This is a genomic window from Streptomyces sp. NPDC051921, from assembly GCF_040680975.1.
GTDB lineage: Bacteria > Actinomycetota > Actinomycetes > Streptomycetales > Streptomycetaceae > Streptomyces.
The window spans coordinates 16,874-31,381 of sequence record NZ_JBFAXU010000043.1 but is presented as its reverse complement, the minus strand read 5'-3'; the positions used below and the strand labels follow the sequence as shown (position 1 = coordinate 31,381).

The window sequence follows — 14,508 nt, the reverse complement described above, 5'->3', positions numbered from 1 at the left end:
ACGCCCACAAGTCGGGCACCATCAAGGGCCTCACCGCAGAGGTCGGCGCCTCCCTCACCTCCGGCGCCGCGATCTGCGAGATCAAGGACTGAACCGACCGACCGCTCCACGCCCGAGGGCTCCTGGCGATCCGCCAGGAGCCCTCGAGCGTAGTGGGACGGCCGCCTTCGCTACGCCGCCGCGTCCCGTCCGTGGAGCGTCTCGTAGACGTCCCCGGCGTGGTAGTAGGTCCGCCCGGATCGGCTGCGGCGACGCCACTTCCGCAGACTGGCGTGGCGGTAGACGCTGCCCGGCGGCATGTCCCACAGTCGGGCGATGTCGCCCGCGGTCATCCAGCGCGTCTCCGCCTCCAGGTCCGTCGTCGCGGCGGCCTGCGCGGGCGCGGCCGCCATGGCGGTCACCGCGGTCACGGCGCGCCCCGCGGTGGCCGCGGGCTCCGTGGCCGCGGCGGTCGCGCCGAGGCGGCGGCTGAGCTGCAGCAGCTCGTGACCGGCCCAGCGGTGGGCGGCGTCCGCGCCGCAGGTGACCGTGGCGGGCAGCTGCGGCCAGCGGGGCCGGACGACCGCGGTCAGCGCGCCCGAGCAGCCGGGCTCGACGCACTCGCCCACGGGTATGCGCCGGCTGGTCATCGGATCGATGACACCGAGCGCCCGGCGCACCAGCTGTGCGATCTCGGCGGAGGCCTCGCCGGCGGCGTCGTGCGAAGCGAGCCATGTTCCGTGTCGGGTCAGGAAGTTGACCAGCGGGACGACGGCCCGGCGGGGGCCGGCCAGGTCGCGCTCCTCCAGGACCAGGCTCGCCCAGGCGCTGAGCACCGCCAGGATCTGGGTCCGCACGTCCGCCGCGCGCAGGTTGAAGGGCATGCCGGGCAGCGGGCCGCCGGAGGTCCGCTCGACGGCACGGTCGCCGCCGCTGCCGTCGAGGTGGCGCGCGCACTCCTCGTACAGCTCGGGCAGCCGGTTCAGATCCCGTACCAGGCGCTCGTGGCAGTCCAGGCAGAGGCGGCTCGCGGGTGCGGCCGGGCGCCTGGCCCGGCCGGCGCCCTCGCGCCGTACGCAGCTCGTTCCGGCACAGACTGTCGTCACCACGGACATGCGGTCTACCCCCTGAGTCTCGGCGACCTCCGGTCGGAGTCGCCCACCGTCCCGGGAACGGTATTTCCGTGATTATCGGAGCCGCAAGGCCGATGGAATGAGCCCTGTAGTACGTGACGTAATTCGATGAATTCCAGGAGTGTGTTTTCCTTGCCCTGACACGAATTCACGTCCCGCTACGGAACCGGCCATTCCTGACACGCCTTGACCTGGATCTGACACGAGAATTCTTGACCGGCCGTCCGGGGGCGAAGAAGCTATAGGGCAGATTCCCCTGCCGTGCGCCCGTATTCTCCTCGCCCAAGGATGAGATGAGATCACCACTCGCCGGCACCTTCCAGTCCCTGACCGTGCGCAACTTCCGGCTGTTCGTGGCGGGACAACTCGTCTCGGTCGCCGGCACCTGGATGATGGTCGTCGCCCAGGACTGGCTCGTGCTCTCCCTCACGGGCGACTCCGGCACCGCGCTGGGCGTCGTCACCGCCCTGCAGTTCGCGCCCCTGCTGCTGCTCACCCTCTACGCGGGCGGTCTGGCCGACCGGTACGACAAGCGCCGACTGCTCATGGCCGCGAACCTCGTGTCGGGCGTCCTGGCACTGCTCCTCGGCGTCCTCGTGCTCACCGGCTCCGCCGGCCTGTGGCACGTCTGCCTCTTCGCCCTCGCACTCGGCGTCGTGAACGCGGTCGAGGTGCCCACCCGGATGTCCTTCGTCAGCGAGCTCGTCGGCGCCGACCTGCTGCCCAACGCCTCCGCGCTGAGCGCCGCGTACTTCAACGTGGCGCGCGTGGCCGGTCCGGCGCTCGCGGGCCTGCTGATCGACTGGCTCGGCACCGGGACCGTGATGCTGCTCAACGCGGTCAGCTACCTGGCGACCGTCCGGGCGCTGCACGCGATGCGTCCCGAGGAGCTGCACCGTGCCGAGCGGCGGCCCGCGCGGGCGCCCGTCATGGACGGCGTACGGCACATGGTGACCCGGCGCGACCTGCTGCTGCCGATGATCCTGGTGGCCGTGGTCGGGATGCTGGGCTTCAACTTCCAGCTCACCCTGCCGCTGCTCGCCAAGACGGAGTTCCACGCCGATGCCTCCGCGTTCGGCCTGCTCACCACGGCCTTCGCGGTGGGCTCGCTGCTCGCGGCGTTCGTCACCACCCGCCGCCGCGGGCGGCCCCGGGCACGGCTCGTCATCGGCTCGGCCCTCGCCTCCGGCGTCCTGGAGTGCGCGGCCGGTCTCGCCCCCACCTACACCTGGGCCGCGGTGCTGCTGATGTGCACCGGATTCGGCTCCCTGTACTTCGCCCAGGCCACCAACCACCGCATCCAACTGGGCACCGACCCCGCCTACCGGGGCCGGGTCATGGCTCTCTACACGCTCGTCTTCCAGGGGACCACTCCCCTGGGCGCCCTCCTGATCGGCGCCCTCAGCGAACGGTTCGGCGCGCGCTCCGGGCTCGTGGCGGGCGGCGCGGCCACGCTCCTCGCCGCCGTCGCGGTGCTCGTCGTCCAGCTGTGCACCGAGCGCCCGCGGTCCCGTACGCCCGACAAGATCCGCACCTCACACGGAGGAACACCCGATGACCATCCAGCAGGCAACGATCGCCCCCGTCCAGGCCGGCTCGGCGGAGGAGCGCAGGGACATCGTCCAGGCGGCCCGCGTCGTCTTCGCCCGTGAGGGCTGGACCCACACGCACGTCACGGACGTCGCCGTGGAGTGCGGCCTCGACGAGGCCTCGGTCACGCACTACTTCAAGGACAAGGAGCGCCTGCTGCTCGCCGTCCTGCTGGAGGGCGCGGCCTCGGTGGCCGCCTCGCTGACCGTCATCGCCGAGGAGCACCTCTCCGAGATCACCGACCTGGAGAAGGACCTGGTCGAGCTCGGCCGCGCCTGGCTGACGCCGCTCGCCGCCTTCCCGGAGCACTTCGCGATCGTCCGGCACCTCGGTGCCGAGATCGCCACCTGGCCGGCCGGGGTCGTCGAGATGTGGCGCACCGCCGGCCCCCGGCAGGCCAACCGCGAGCTGGCCCGTCGGCTCGCCCGCGTCGCCGACCAGGGGCTGCTGTCCTTCGAGGACCCCGAGCACGCCGCCGAGCGCTTCATCCAGCTGGTCGCGGGCGGCGTCGTCCAGCGCTCCTTCCACGGCGCCCTGCCGCTGTCCGACTTCGAGCGGGACGCGGTCATCCGTGCCGGCGTGACGGACTTCGTCCGCCTGTACCGGCCCGGGGCCGACCGCTGATCCGACGGCCGCGCGCCGCACCACCCACGCCGCACCACCCACGCTGCACCACCCACGACCCGCGACCCATGGAGGTGGGGAACACCATGGCCACACCAGCCACACCGCACGACTCGATCCAGGCCCGGATCGACGAGCTGGCCGAGATCAAGGAGTCGGCGCGGCAGGGCCCCGACCCGGCGGCCACCGAGCGCCAGCACGACAAGGGCAAGCTGACCGCCCAGGAGCGCATCGCGCTGCTCCTGGACAAGGGCTCCTTCAACGAGGTGGAGCCGCTGCGGCGGCACCGGGCCAGCGGCTTCGGACTGGAGAACAAGAAGCCGTACAGCGACGGCGTGGTGACCGGCTGGGGCACCGTCCACGGCCGCACCGTCTTCGTCTACGCACACGACTTCCGGATCTTCGGCGGCGCGCTGGGCGAGGCCCACGCCCAGAAGATCCACAAGATCATGGACCTCGCCGAGGCCGCGGGCGCCCCGCTGGTGTCGCTCAACGACGGCGCCGGGGCCCGTATCCAGGAGGGCGTCACCGCGCTCGCCGGCTACGGCGGCATCTTCCAGCGCAACACCCGCTCCTCGGGCGTGATCCCGCAGATCTCCGTGATGCTCGGCCCGTGCGCGGGCGGCGCGGCCTACTCGCCGGCGCTGACCGACTTCGTCTTCATGGTCCGCGACACCTCGCAGATGTTCATCACCGGCCCGGACGTCGTCAAGGCGGTCACCGGCGAGGAGATCTCGCAGAACGGTCTCGGCGGCGCCGACGTCCACTCGGCCACCTCGGGCGTCTCGCACTTCGCGTACGACACCGAGGAGGAGTGCATCGAGGACGTGCGCTACCTGCTGTCGCTGCTGCCGGCGAACAACCGCGAACTGTCCCCGGTGGAGCACTCCGGCGACCCCGTCGACCGGATCAACGACGCGCTGCTCGACCTGGTGCCGTCCGGCGCCGGGCAGGCGTACGACATCCGCAAGGTGATCGAGGAGGTCGTGGACGACGGCGACTACTTCGAGGTCCACCCGGCCTGGGCGACGAACATCGTCGTCGCCTTCGCCCGGCTCGACGGGCACGTCGTCGGCATCGTCGCCAACCAGCCGGCCTCCATGGCCGGTGTGCTGGACATCAACGCCTCCGAGAAGGGCGCGCGCTTCGTCCAGTTCTGCGACGCCTTCAACATCCCGCTGATCACCCTGGTCGACGTGCCCGGCTTCCTGCCCGGCGTGGACCAGGAGCACAACGGCATCATCCGGCGCGGCGCCAAGCTGCTCTACGCGTACTGCAACGCCACCGTGCCGCGCATCTCGCTGGTGCTGCGCAAGGCCTACGGCGGTGCGTACATCGTCATGGACTCGCGCTCGATCGGCGCCGACCTGGCGCTGGCCTGGCCGACCAACGAGATCGCGGTGATGGGCGCCGAGGGCGCGGCCAACGTCATCTTCCGGCGGGAGATCAACGCCGCGGAGGACCCGGAGGCGGTGCGGCAGCAGCGCATCGAGGAGTACAAGAACGAGCTCATGCACCCGTACTACGCGGCCGAGCGCGGACTGATCGACGACGTCATCGACCCGCGGGAGACCCGGTCGGTGCTGATCCGCTCCCTCGCGATGCTGCGGGCCAAGCACGCGGACCTGCCGTCGCGGAAGCACGGCAACGCCCCGCAGTAGATCCTGTACTTTCCCTACCGGGATCTGTAGTAACTCCCCTTGAAACAGGGGCAGTCAGCGAAGAACATAGATGTCAGAGTCCGGCGCTTTGTCAAAGCGCCCTCTTTTTTTGACTCCGTCCGGTTCCGGCCCCCTTGCTGTCGAACCGTCGACGTGACGTGAAACTCCAGTCCGCCGTACGGCTTTCCACTTGGAGACAAAACGCATGCACAGCAATCTGATCGTGGCCCGGATGGAGCCCGGGATGAGCGGCGACGTCGCCGACCTCTTCCGCGCGTTCGACGCCACCGAGATGCCGCACCGGATGGGCACGCGTCGGCGCGAGCTCTTCCACTACCGCGGCCTCTACTTCCACCTCCAGGACTTCGACACCGACAACGGTGGCCGGCAGATCGAGGAGGCGAAGACCGACCCGCGCTTCGTGCGGATCAGCGAAGACCTCAAGCCGTTCATCGAGGCGTACGACCCGGCGACCTGGCGCTCCCCGGCGGACGCCATGGCGACCCGCTTCTACCACTGGGAGGCCTCGCAGTGAGCCCCCGACGCGTAGTCATCACGGGCCTGGAGGTCCTCGCCCCCGGTGGTGTGGGCCGCGACGCCTTCTGGTCGCTGCTGAGCGAGGGCCGTACGGCCACCCGCGGCATCACCTTCTTCGACCCCTCGCCGTTCCGCTCCCGGGTCGCCGCCGAGATCGACTTCGACGCCGAGGCCCACGGCCTCAGCCCGCAGGAGATCCGGCGCATGGACCGGGCCGGCCAGTTCGCCGTGGTCGCCGCCCGCGGCGCCGTCGCGGACAGCGGCATCGACCTCGCCGAGCACGCCCCGCACCGCGTCGGCGTGACCGTCGGCACGGCCGTCGGCGCGACGATGGGCCTCGACCAGGAGTACCGGGTCGTCAGCGACGGCGGCCGGCTGAACCTGGTCGACCACAAGTACGCGGTCCCGCACCTCTACAACCACCTGGTGCCCAGCTCCTTCGCCGCCGAGGTGGCCTGGGCGGTCGGCGCCGAGGGCGCCAACGCCGTGGTCTCCACCGGCTGCACGTCCGGCATCGACTCCATCGGCTACGCCGTCGAGCTGATCCGCGAGGGCTCCCTCGACGTCCTGGTCGCCGGCGCCACCGACGCCCCGATCTCGCCGATCACGATGGCGTGCTTCGACGCGATCCGCGCCACCACCCCGCGGCACGACGAGCCCGAGCGCGCCTCCCGTCCGTTCGACGGCACCCGCAACGGCTTCGTCCTCGGCGAGGGCACCGCCTTCTTCGTCCTGGAGGAGCTGGAGAGCGCCCGCCGCCGCGGCGCCCGCATCTACGCCGAGATCGCCGGCTACGCGACCCGCTCCAACGCGTACCACATGACCGGTCTGCGCCCCGACGGCGCCGAGATGGCCGAGGCCATCCGCGTCGCCCTCGACGAGGCGCGGATGAACGGCGACCAGATCGACTACATCAACGCGCACGGCTCCGGCACCAAGCAGAACGACCGCCACGAGACCGCCGCGTTCAAGAAGAGCCTCGGCGACCACGCGTACGCGACGCCGGTCAGCTCCATCAAGTCCATGGTCGGGCACTCGCTCGGTGCCATCGGCGCCATCGAGATCGCCGCGTCGACCCTGGCGATGACGCACAACGTGGTGCCGCCCACGGCGAACCTGACCACCCCCGACCCCGAATGCGATCTCGACTATGTGCCCGTCACCGCGCGGGAGCACCAGACGGACGCCGTGCTGACCGTCGGCAGTGGCTTTGGAGGCTTCCAGAGCGCCATGGTCCTCGCCCGGCCGGAAAGGACCGCCGCATGAGCGCCTCTGTAGTGGTGACGGGACTCGGCGTCGTCGCGCCCAACGGGCTCGGCGCCCAGGAGTACTGGCAGGCCGCCCGGGTCGGCAAGAGCGGCATCGGCCGCATCACCCGCTTCGACCCCACCCAGTACCCGGCCCAGCTCGCCGGCGAGATCCACGGCTTCGAGGCCTCGGACCACCTGCCGAGCAAGCTCCTGCCGCAGACCGACCGCATGACGCGCCTCGCGCTCGTCGCCGCGGACTGGGCGCTGGAGGACGCCGGGGTCGACCCCAAGGAGCTGCCCGCCTTCGACATGGGCGTGGTCACCTCCAGCGCCTCCGGCGGCTTCGAGTTCGGCCAGCGCGAGCTGGAGCGGCTGTGGAGCCAGGGCAGCGAGTACGTCAGCGCCTACCAGTCCTTCGCCTGGTTCTACGCCGTCAACAGCGGCCAGATCTCCATCCGGCACGGCATGAAGGGCCCCAGCGGCGTCGTCGTCAGCGAGCAGGCCGGCGGTCTCGACTCCGTAGCACAGGCCCGCCGCCAGGTGCGCAAGGGCACCCCGCTGGTCGTCTCCGGCTCGGTAGACGCCTCCCTGTGCCCCTGGGGCTGGGTGGCACAGCTGACCTCCGGCCGGGTCACCACCCAGGCCGACCCGGCCACCGCCTTCCTGCCCTTCGACCGGCGGGCCTCGGGCCACGTCCCGGGCGAGGGCGGCGCCATCCTCATCATGGAGCGCGAGGACGTCGCCCGGGCCCGCGGCGCCAAGGTGTACGGGGAGATCGCCGGCTACGGCGCGACCTTCGACCCCAAGCCGGGCAGCGGCCGGCCGCCGGCCCTGCGCCAGGCCATCGAGACCGCGCTGGCCGACGCCGGGGTGAGCGCCCGTGACGTGGACGTGGTCTTCGCCGACGGCGCGGCCGTCCCCGAGCTCGACCGCATCGAGGCCGAGGCGCTGAACGCGGTCTTCGGCCGCGAGCAGGTGCCCGTCACCGTCCCCAAGACGACGACCGGCGCCCTGTACTCGGCCGCGGGCGCACTGGACCTGGCGACGGTCTTCCTCGCGATGGAGGAGGGCCTGATCCCGCCGACCATGAACACCGACCCGGCCGACACGTACGGCCTGGACCTGGTCGTCGGCCACCCGCGGACGCACGAGGTGCGCACCGCGCTGGTGCTCGCCCGCGGCCTGGGCGGCTTCAACTCCGCGCTCGTCGTCCGCTCCGCCGACTGACCCCCGCACCGCCATCCCACCGACCGGGCACAACCGGAAAGGAACCACCCATGGCCGAGCAGGCTTTCACCTTCGACGACCTCCGCCGCATCCTGATCGAGGCGGCGGGCGCCGACGACTCCTACAACCTCGACGGTGACATCCTCGACACCGACTTCGAGGAGCTGGGTTACGAGTCGCTGGCCCTCCTGGAGACCGGTGGCCGCATCGAGCGCGAGTACGGCATATCCCTCGACGAGGACATCCTCAGCATCGCCAACACCCCGCGCATGCTGATCGACGCCGTCAACAACGGCCTCGCCGCGCTGGTCTGACCCGCCGCCCCCCTCCGCACCCTCGCCCCCCACATCCCCCACACCCCACACCCCGCCGGGTGGTGCCCCGAGCACCGCCCGGCGGGCCCCTTTTCCCTCCCCTATGGAGACGTCACTCATGTCAGATCAGCAGAAGCGGGTCGCCCTGGTCACCGGAGCGACCAGCGGCATCGGCCTGGCGGCCGCCCGGCTCCTGGCCGAGCAGGGCCACCGGGTGTTCATCGGCGCGCGCAGCGCCGACAACGTGGCCGCGACCGTCAAGGAGCTCCAGGCCGAGGGCCTGGAGGTGGAAGGCACCACCCTCGACGTGCGCTCCTCGGAGAACGTGCGGGACTTCGTGCAGGCCGCCGTCGACGCCTTCGGCGCCGGCGTCGACGTCCTGGTCAACAACGCCGGCCGCAGCGGTGGCGGCGTCACCGCCGACATCGCCGACGAGCTGTGGGACGACGTCATCGACACCAACCTCAACAGCGTCTTCCGGCTGACCCGCGAGGTGCTCAACACGGGCGGCATGCGCCACAAGAACCGCGGCCGGATCATCAACATCGCCTCCACCGCGGGCAAGCAGGGCGTCGTGCTCGGCGCCCCGTACTCGGCTTCCAAGCACGGCGTCGTCGGCTTCACCAAGGCCCTCGGCAACGAGCTCGCCCCCACCGGCATCACCGTCAACGCGGTCTGCCCCGGCTACGTCGAGACCCCTATGGCCCAGCGCGTGCGCCAGGGCTACGCGGCCGCGTACGACACCACCGAGGACGCCATCCTCGAGAAGTTCCAGGCCAAGATCCCGCTCGGCCGCTACTCGACGCCGGAGGAGGTCGCGGGTCTGGTCGGCTACCTCGCCTCCGACACGGCGGCGTCCATCACCGCGCAGGCGCTCAACGTCTGCGGCGGACTCGGCAACTTCTAAGGACCCAAGGAGAGCTGACCATGACTATCCGTGAGGTCGAGCACGAGATCACCGCGGCCGCGCCGGCCGAGACGGTGTTCCGGCTGATCGCCGAAGTGGAGAACTGGCCGCGGATCTTCCCGCCCACGATCCACGTCGAGCACGTGGAGCGCGGCGAGCGCGAGGAACGCATCCAGATCTGGGCCACCGCCAACGGCGAGCCCAAGAACTGGACGTCGCACCGCACCCTGGACCCGGAGAACCTGCGCATCACCTTCCGCCAGGAGGTGTCCACGCCGCCGGTCGCGTCCATGGGCGGCACCTGGATCATCGAGCCGGTCTCCGCGACCGAGTCGCGGATCCGCCTGCTGCACGACTACCGGGCGATCGACGACGACCCGGAGAGCCTGAAGTGGATCGACGAGGCCGTCGACCGCAACTCGCGCTCCGAGCTGGCGGCGCTCCGCACCAACGTCGAGCGCGTCCACGCCGAGACCGAGGCCGACCTGACCTTCTCCTTCGAGGACTCGGTCGAGATCGCCGGCTCCGCCAAGGACGTCTACGACTTCATCAACGAGGCGAACCTGTGGTCCGAGCGGCTGCCGCACGTGGCGACCGTCCGCCTCGACGAGGACGCCCCGGGCCTGCAGACCCTGGAGATGGACACCCGCGCCAAGGACGGCTCCGTGCACACCACGAAGTCGTACCGGGTGACCTTCCCGCACGGGAAGATCGCCTACAAGCAGGTGACGCTGCCCGCGCTGATGACCCTGCACACCGGCTACTGGACGTTCGCCGAGACCGACTCCGGTGTCACGGCGTCCTCGCAGCACACGGTGACCATCAACACCGAGAACATCGCCCGCATCCTCGGCGAGGACGCCACCCTCGCCGACGCCCGGGAGTACGTGCACACCGCACTGAGCACCAACAGCAAGGCCACGCTGGGCCACGCCAAGGCCCATGCCGAGGCCCGGCGCTGAACCCGGCGGTCCACCCCGTGGGTCCGGGCAGCCGCTGATACCGGTCCCGGGCGAACCGCCGCGGCTCTCGCTGTGGCTGCTGCGCCCGCCGTCGGCGGACAGCCCGGCGGCGGCGCGGCTCGCGGTGCGCGAGCTGGACGCCGCGGAGCTGCGGCGCGCGGAGCTGTTCGTCCGGCCCACCGACCGGGTGCAGTACCTGTCGGCGCACATCGCGCTGCGCCGGGTCCTCAGCGACCTCACGGGCTGTCCGCCCGAGCGGCTGCGCCTGGGCCGCGAGCCCGGCCCGGCGCGCCCGCACCGCACGACCAGGCCCGTGCTGCGGTATCCGCCGCTGCCGGTCCACTTCTCGCTCTCGCACAGCCACGGCCTGGTGCTCATCGGCACGGCGGCGACGGTCGTGGGAGTGGACGTTCAGCGCACGCCGACGCCCGCGGCGGTGGAGGTCTGCGGACCCGCGCTGCACCCGGCGGAGTGGCGGGAGCTCCTCGCCCTTCCCGAGGCCCGCCGCCCGGACGCGTTCGCACAGCTGTGGACCCGTAAAGAGGCGTACCTGAAGGGTCTGGGCACGGGGCTCGGCCGCAGCCCCGCCCTCGACTACCTGGGCGTCGGGACCGACGCCGACGCCCCGCCCGGTCCGCCCGACTGGATCGTGCGGAACCTGCCGGCCGGGCCGCACCACGCCGCCGCGGCCGCGCTGGCCGTCCCCGCGGAGCCGATCGTCACGCTGCGCTCGCTGCCCGCGGCCTGCCTGCTCGACGGCGCGGAAGGCCTGCCGCTGTCCGCGGCTCCGCTACTGGCTTTGAGAAGGAGAAGTACATGGACGCTTCGGTGGTCGTTGTTGGAGCGGGACCCGCCGGGCTGATGCTCGCCGGGGAACTGCGCCTGGCGGGGATCGACGTCACGGTGCTCGAACGGCACCCCGGGCGCACCGGCGAGTCCCGGGGCATCGGGCTGACCATCGGCACGATGGAGGTCTTCGACCAGCGCGGCCTGCTGCGCCGGCTCGGCGACTACGAGACCAGCCGCATGGGTCACTTCGGTGGCGTCCCGCTGGACATGGGCGTCCTCGGGGCCTTCCACGAGGCGGCCAAGACCGTGCCGCAGTCGGTGACCGAGGAAGCCCTGGAGGCGTGGGCCGGCGAGCTCGGCGCGGACATCCGCCGAGGACACGAGTTCGTCTCGTACGAGGAGGAGGGCGACGGCGTCACCGTCACCGTGCGCCACGCGGACGGCGAGGAGACGCTCCGGGCCCGCTACCTCGTGGGCTGCGACGGCGGCCGCAGCACGGTCCGCAAGGCGGCCGGGTTCGACTTCCCCGGCACGGCCGCCACCACCGAGATGCTCCTGGCCGACCTGCGCGGGGTCGACCTGGAGCCGCGGATGACCGGCGAGCACATCGACGGCGGTTTCGTGATGGTCGCCAAGCTGCCCGGCGGGATCCACCGGATCATCGTCGGCGAGCACGGCGTGCCGCCGCGCAAGCGCACCGGCCCGCCGGAGTTCAGCGAGGTCGCCGACGTGTGGAAGCGGCTCACGGGCATCGACGTCTCGCACGCCGAGCCGGTGTGGGTGAGCGCGTTCGGCAACGCCTCCCGGCAGGCCGCCGAGTACCGGCGGGGCCGGGTGCTGCTGGCCGGCGACTCCGCCCACGTGCACCTGCCCGCCGGCGGTCAGGGCATGAACACCAGCGTCCAGGACTCCCACAACCTGGGCTGGAAGCTGGCGGCGGTGCTGCGCGGCGACGCGCCCGTGGAGCTGCTCGACACGTACCACTCCGAGCGCCACGAGGTGGGCCGCGGCCTGCTCGCCAACACCCGCGCGCAGAGCCTGCTGATACTCGGCGGCGAGGAGTCGGTGCCGCTGCGGGACGTCCTGGCCGAGCTGGTCCGGATCCCCGGTGTCTCCCGGCACCTGGCGGCCAAGGTCAGCGGCCTCGACATCCGTTACGAGGTCGGCGGCGGCTCCAGCCCGCTGCTCGGCCGACGCCTCCCGCACCTGCCGGTGACGGTGGAGGGCCGGCGCACCAGCAGCACCGAACTGCTGCGCACGGGCCGCGGGGTGCTCCTCGACCTCGACGACAACGCGGTGCTGCGCCGCCGCGCGCAGCCGTGGCGGGACCGCGTCGACATCGTCACCGCGACCGCCGACGCCGCGCCCACCGACAGCCCGCTCGCGGGCGTCTCCGCGGTGCTGCTGCGCCCCGACGGCTACGTCGCCTGGGCCGCGCCCGGCAGCCACCGCGACGTGAACACCTCACTGGCGCGCTGGTTCGGGCCGGGGCTCGGGCAGCGCCGATGACAGCGCCGACACCCCGTACCGATGTGCTCGTCGTCGGCGCCGGGCCGGTCGGGCTGTTCCTCGCGGCGGAGCTGCGGGCGGGCGGCGCCGACGTGATCGTCCTGGAGACGCTGACGGAACCCACCGGCGAGTCGCGGGCCTCGATCCTGCACGCGCGGACCATGGAGGTCTTCGCCGACCGGGGCTTCCTGCCCCGGCTCGGCGAGCTGCCGCCGGTCGGCCCGGGACACTTCGGCGGTCTGCGCCTCGACCTCGCCGAGGCCGACCCGGACCACCCGTACGCCGGGCAGTGGGAGTGCCTGCAGTACCACCTGGAGACCGAGCTCCAGGCGTACGCGCTCGACCTGGGCGCCGAGATCCGGCGCGGTCACACGGTGACCGGACTGTCGGAGACCGGCGACGGGGTCCGCGTGGAGGTGCGCGGGCCCGGCGGCGGGGCATACCCCGTCGAGGCCGGCTACCTGGTCGGCTGCGACGGCGAGCGCAGCACCGTGCGCGAGCTCGGCGGCTTCACGTTCGCCGGACGCGACGCCGACAAGGTGATGCTGCGGGCCGACGTGGCCGGCGTCGAGATCGACAACCGGCGGCTGCAGCGCTTCCCCGGCGGGATCGCCACCGCCTACCGCAGGCCCGACGGCACCACCCGGCTCATGGTCCACCGGTTCGGCGAACAGCCCGCCGGCGAGGTGACCTTCGCGCAGGTGGTGTCCGCCTGGGCCGCCGTGACCGGAGAGGACATCGGGCACGGCGAACCGCGCTGGCTCAACCGCTTCGGCACCGTCTCCCGGCAGGCCACCGCATACCGCCGGGGCCGGCTGCTGCTCGCCGGCGACGCCGCGCACAGCCAGATGCCGGTCGGCGGCCAGGCCGTCAACCTCGGCCTGCAGGACGCGGCGAACCTCGGCTGGAAGCTCGCCCGGGTCGTCACCGGCGCGGACCGGCCGGAGCTGCTCGACACCTACCACGCCGAGCGGCACCCGGCCGGGGCGCGCACGCTGGCCAACATCGAGGCGCAGGCCCGCCTGCTGTTCGGCACGGACGAGGTCCTCGCGTTGCGCGACGTCTTCGGCGAACTTCTCGAACTGGCCCCCGCCCGGCGCCATGTGGCCCGCATGATCAGCGCCCTCGACGTGACGGAACGGCCTCGCCCCGAGGCCCCCGCGCGGGCGGCGCGGGTCGCGCGACCCGCGCCGCACCGCTCGCACACCCACCAACCCGGAAGGTCAACCGTGGACAGGCTCACCGACAAGACGGCCCTCGTGACCGGTTCGAGTCGCGGCATCGGCAGGGCGACCGCCATCCGCCTCGCCCGCGAGGGCGCGCTCGTCGCCGTGCACTACACCGCCAACGAGCAGGCGGCGAACGACACCGTCGAGCTCATCGAGAAGGAGGGCGGCAGCGCCTTCACCGTGCGCGCCGAACTCGGCGTGCCGGGCGACGTGCACGAGCTGTTCCTGGGCCTGGAGCGCGGCCTGAAGGAACGCACCGGTGACACCCGCCTCGACATCCTGGTCAACAACGCGGCCGTCACGTCGACGGGTTCGGCGCCCGAGGACCTCACGCCCGAGGAGTTCGACCGCTACTTCGCCGTCAACGCCAAGGCCCCGTACTTCCTCGTGCAGCGGGCCATCGGCCAGATGCCCAGCGGCGGCCGGATCATCAACCTCACCACCGGCGTCACCCGCACCTCCGTGCCCGACCAGGTCGCCTACGCGATGACCAAGGGCGCGATCGAGCAGCTGACCTTCCAGCTGGCCCGGATCCTCGCGCCGCGCGGCATCACCATCAACAGCGTCGCCCCCGGCATCACCAACAACGGCGGCGCGATCTTCGACAACGCGCAGGCCGTCGAGGCGATGTCGAAGTTCTCGGCCTTCAACCGGGTCGGCGACGCCGGCGACGTCGCCGACGTCATCACCTTCCTCACCACCGACGAGGCCCGCTGGATCACCGGCGCCTTCATCGACGCGACCGGCGGCACCCTCCTCGGCTGAGGAGCCGGTCCGCGCCCACCACCGTCCATCCC

General features: G+C 72.0%; 13 protein-coding genes. 12 read left to right on the top strand and 1 reads right to left on the bottom strand.

Annotated features, from left to right (window positions below; all coding sequences use genetic code 11):
* Nucleotides 1-170: 170 nt before the first annotated feature.
* Nucleotides 171-1,094 (bottom strand): hypothetical protein, encoded by a 924-nt coding sequence (locus tag AB0M16_RS35615; protein WP_365350583.1) that lies wholly within the window; start codon nt 1,092-1,094, stop codon nt 171-173.
* A gap of 311 nt (nt 1,095-1,405) precedes the next feature.
* On the opposite strand from AB0M16_RS35615, the gene AB0M16_RS35610 reads away from it, so the two are divergent.
* From AB0M16_RS35610 to AB0M16_RS35555, 12 genes are all read left to right on the top strand, one after another.
* Nucleotides 1,406-2,764: an MFS transporter gene (locus AB0M16_RS35610; RefSeq protein ID WP_365350581.1), complete on the top strand. Its 1,359-nt coding sequence runs from the start codon at nt 1,406-1,408 to the stop codon at nt 2,762-2,764.
* Nucleotides 2,667-3,326 carry a TetR/AcrR family transcriptional regulator gene (locus AB0M16_RS35605; protein WP_365350579.1) on the top strand — a complete coding sequence of 220 codons (660 nt, stop codon included), beginning with the start codon at nt 2,667-2,669 and terminating at the stop codon, nt 3,324-3,326. The genes AB0M16_RS35610 and AB0M16_RS35605 overlap by 98 nt, the downstream gene beginning before the upstream one ends.
* An 86-nt stretch (nt 3,327-3,412) precedes the next feature.
* On the top strand, nt 3,413-4,987 hold the full coding sequence (locus tag AB0M16_RS35600; RefSeq protein ID WP_365350577.1) for an acyl-CoA carboxylase subunit beta: 1,575 nt from the start codon (nt 3,413-3,415) through the stop codon (nt 4,985-4,987).
* Between the two features lie 205 nt (nt 4,988-5,192).
* A complete protein-coding gene (locus tag AB0M16_RS35595; RefSeq protein ID WP_365350575.1) occupies nt 5,193-5,522 on the top strand; it encodes a TcmI family type II polyketide cyclase in 330 nt (109 codons plus the stop codon).
* Nucleotides 5,519-6,790: a beta-ketoacyl-[acyl-carrier-protein] synthase family protein gene (locus AB0M16_RS35590; protein ID WP_365350573.1), complete on the top strand. Its 1,272-nt coding sequence runs from the start codon at nt 5,519-5,521 to the stop codon at nt 6,788-6,790. The genes AB0M16_RS35595 and AB0M16_RS35590 overlap by 4 nt, the downstream gene beginning before the upstream one ends.
* A complete protein-coding gene (locus AB0M16_RS35585; RefSeq protein WP_365350571.1) occupies nt 6,787-8,001 on the top strand; it encodes a ketosynthase chain-length factor in 1,215 nt (404 codons plus the stop codon). Before AB0M16_RS35590 ends, AB0M16_RS35585 begins: the two co-directional genes overlap by 4 nt.
* A 50-nt stretch (nt 8,002-8,051) precedes the next feature.
* On the top strand, nt 8,052-8,315 hold the full coding sequence (locus tag AB0M16_RS35580; protein WP_365350569.1) for an acyl carrier protein: 264 nt from the start codon (nt 8,052-8,054) through the stop codon (nt 8,313-8,315).
* 118 nt (nt 8,316-8,433) lie between these two features.
* Nucleotides 8,434-9,222: a 3-oxoacyl-ACP reductase FabG gene (gene fabG, locus AB0M16_RS35575; protein ID WP_365350567.1), complete on the top strand. Its 789-nt coding sequence runs from the start codon at nt 8,434-8,436 to the stop codon at nt 9,220-9,222.
* A gap of 20 nt (nt 9,223-9,242) precedes the next feature.
* Nucleotides 9,243-10,184, top strand: a complete 942-nt coding sequence (locus tag AB0M16_RS35570) for an aromatase/cyclase (RefSeq protein WP_365350565.1) — start codon at nt 9,243-9,245, stop codon at nt 10,182-10,184.
* Complete coding sequence (locus AB0M16_RS35565; protein WP_365350563.1) at nt 10,165-11,046, top strand: 4'-phosphopantetheinyl transferase superfamily protein; 882 nt, start codon at nt 10,165-10,167, stop codon at nt 11,044-11,046. The genes AB0M16_RS35570 and AB0M16_RS35565 overlap by 20 nt, the downstream gene beginning before the upstream one ends.
* The gene (locus tag AB0M16_RS35560; protein WP_365350561.1) at nt 11,001-12,482 is read left to right on the top strand and encodes an FAD-dependent monooxygenase; all 1,482 of its coding nucleotides are present in this window, start codon (nt 11,001-11,003) and stop codon (nt 12,480-12,482) included. The genes AB0M16_RS35565 and AB0M16_RS35560 overlap by 46 nt, the downstream gene beginning before the upstream one ends.
* Complete coding sequence (locus AB0M16_RS35555; protein ID WP_365350560.1) at nt 12,479-14,476, top strand: SDR family oxidoreductase; 1,998 nt, start codon at nt 12,479-12,481, stop codon at nt 14,474-14,476. Before AB0M16_RS35560 ends, AB0M16_RS35555 begins: the two co-directional genes overlap by 4 nt.
* Nucleotides 14,477-14,508 lie beyond the last annotated feature (32 nt).